Annotated in this window: 1 protein-coding gene; it reads right to left on the bottom strand. The window is 36.7% G+C overall.

What is annotated here, in order from left to right; translation table 11 throughout:
- Positions 1-164 precede the first annotated feature (164 nt).
- On the bottom strand, positions 165-1,424 hold the full coding sequence (locus tag AFK68_RS00440) for a serine hydrolase (protein WP_094670768.1): 1,260 nt from the start codon (positions 1,422-1,424) through the stop codon (positions 165-167).
- Positions 1,425-1,959 lie beyond the last annotated feature (535 nt).

Genomic DNA, 1,959 nt, shown 5'->3' with positions numbered 1-1,959 from the left:
TAATTATCCATTATCAATTATCAATTAATGAACTATTCCCCATCATCATCATCCGATCATAAACATGACGAGAAAGTTTAGGGAATATCTCCTCATCTTGAGCATAAGCAGCATCTTCGGCAAAAATTGCCAAAATATAAATAGCTTTATCANATTATCCATTATCAATTATCAATTAATGAACTATTCCCCATCATCATCATCCGATCATAAACATGACGAGAAAGTTTAGGGAATATCTCCTCATCTTGAGCATAAGCAGCATCTTCGGCAAAAATTGCCAAAATATAAATAGCTTTATCATCCAAAGTTCTGACAAACGCCACATCCATACGATGTTTAGAAGTGAAACCAACTTTAGAACCAAAATAAATATTAGCAGGTAGAGACTCGCCAAGAAAACCTTTAACTCCATTGTAGGGATCATTCTGCCATGCTTCCGGTTTTAAATCTCTAGTTAACAAATAAGCCATTCTCGTACTATACTTCCGTGAAACTGCCTGCCTGGTATAGATTTCATACATTAACCTGCTAGCATGGTCAGTTGAAATCAAATTTCGCAGAAACTTACCATTTTCCTTGCGTAATTGCCGATCACGACCTACCGGACCTGCTTGACTAGGAGAATATCTAGGATAATTTTTTGTACTAACTATTAAACGTTGATAACCTGCTTTCTGAAAAAATTCGTTGACTGATTTTCTTTCTTCTAACCAAGTATTTAATTTTTCTCCTTCCAATTTAACTCCTGATTTAGTATTAGTAATTGCATCCAAAATTTTACTAGCAGAATCATTATGAGACTTCTGCATCATCAATCTTAAATCTTGATGAAACTTAGATTCATCATCAATTAAACCTTGTTCAACTGCCCCATAAAATGCAGCCATCCAAAATAATTTAGACACACTAGCAGGATATCTCAAAACTTGACCTTGATATCCAGCAAATGTGTGAATATCTTGGTTACTAACATCTATCAAACTAATAGATAAAGCCCCTGTAGGTAGCCCTTTTTCTTCAGCAATATTAACCAATTCATCAACTATTTCTTGTAATTGTGGGCTATAACGTTGGTATGGTTGTCTACGAACATTATAGGCAAATCCTAAATCTTCTGGAGTTTGTTCGGGAACTGGGGGGATGTATGGTGGTACGAGGGTTGGTGATACAGAAGATTCAGGAGTAGGTAGAGGTGTTTCTGAAACTGGGCGACCCCTAAAAGGTAGAGTAATAACCCAGCTTACTGTCATTAATACAGCAATTAGAATAAGTATATTTTTATATTTTAACTGTGATAATATTACCTTTATATTTTTAGTTTTAACTGGCCGACGGACTTTAACTGGCCGTTGCTTGACTACCCGATATGATGGACGAACTCGACGACTAAATCTCTGGGGTGGTAGCTTTTCTGCGTGCATTTGAGTAGTATCTCAGAAATATAAGTGATAATAATTTTATTGCTTTTCAGGACTCTACTATAAATAGTATTGAATTTTCAACTATAGTCAGGAAATTGATTTAAAGGCCAGTATCTATAAATGGGATATTGCCATACTCTCCGGGTATAATCTTTGATTTACCGATAAATCAAGGTATAAAGCCTCTCCATTCATGGAGAAAAAAGCGGTCGTTTAGCGTTCCGCACAACTTCGCACTTCGGCTGTCGCCGACATGGAAAGCGGAGCATTCCGTAGAATGAGATGGCGTTTTGCTTCGCAACATATAAAGCGGAGCGGCTCTGCAAGAGCGGGGAACCCGCTCTTTCAGAGCCACTCCGTTAACACCATATCCAATCGACCAAGAGAAGAAAAAAATCCTTTTGCTCAATCCTCTGCTTGATAAGAAGAGGTAATTATTAATTATTAATTATTAATAGAGTTGTTGGGAAATAAGGTAAAATGGTTCAAGCAGAAATTGGCCAGAAGAATGCTAAATATTGAACGAGCCTTAAAA

This window comes from Hydrocoleum sp. CS-953 (assembly GCF_002260545.1).
Classification (GTDB): domain Bacteria; phylum Cyanobacteriota; class Cyanobacteriia; order Cyanobacteriales; family Microcoleaceae; genus Trichodesmium.
Note: the sequence above shows the minus strand (reverse complement) of the source record. Positions and strands in the feature narration are given on the sequence as shown.

Coding starts and splice junctions, on each gene's coding strand:
- AFK68_RS00440 (WP_094670768.1), bottom strand. CDS start 1,424: ATGCACGCAGAAAAGCTACCACCCCAGAGATTTAGTCGTCGAGTTCGT.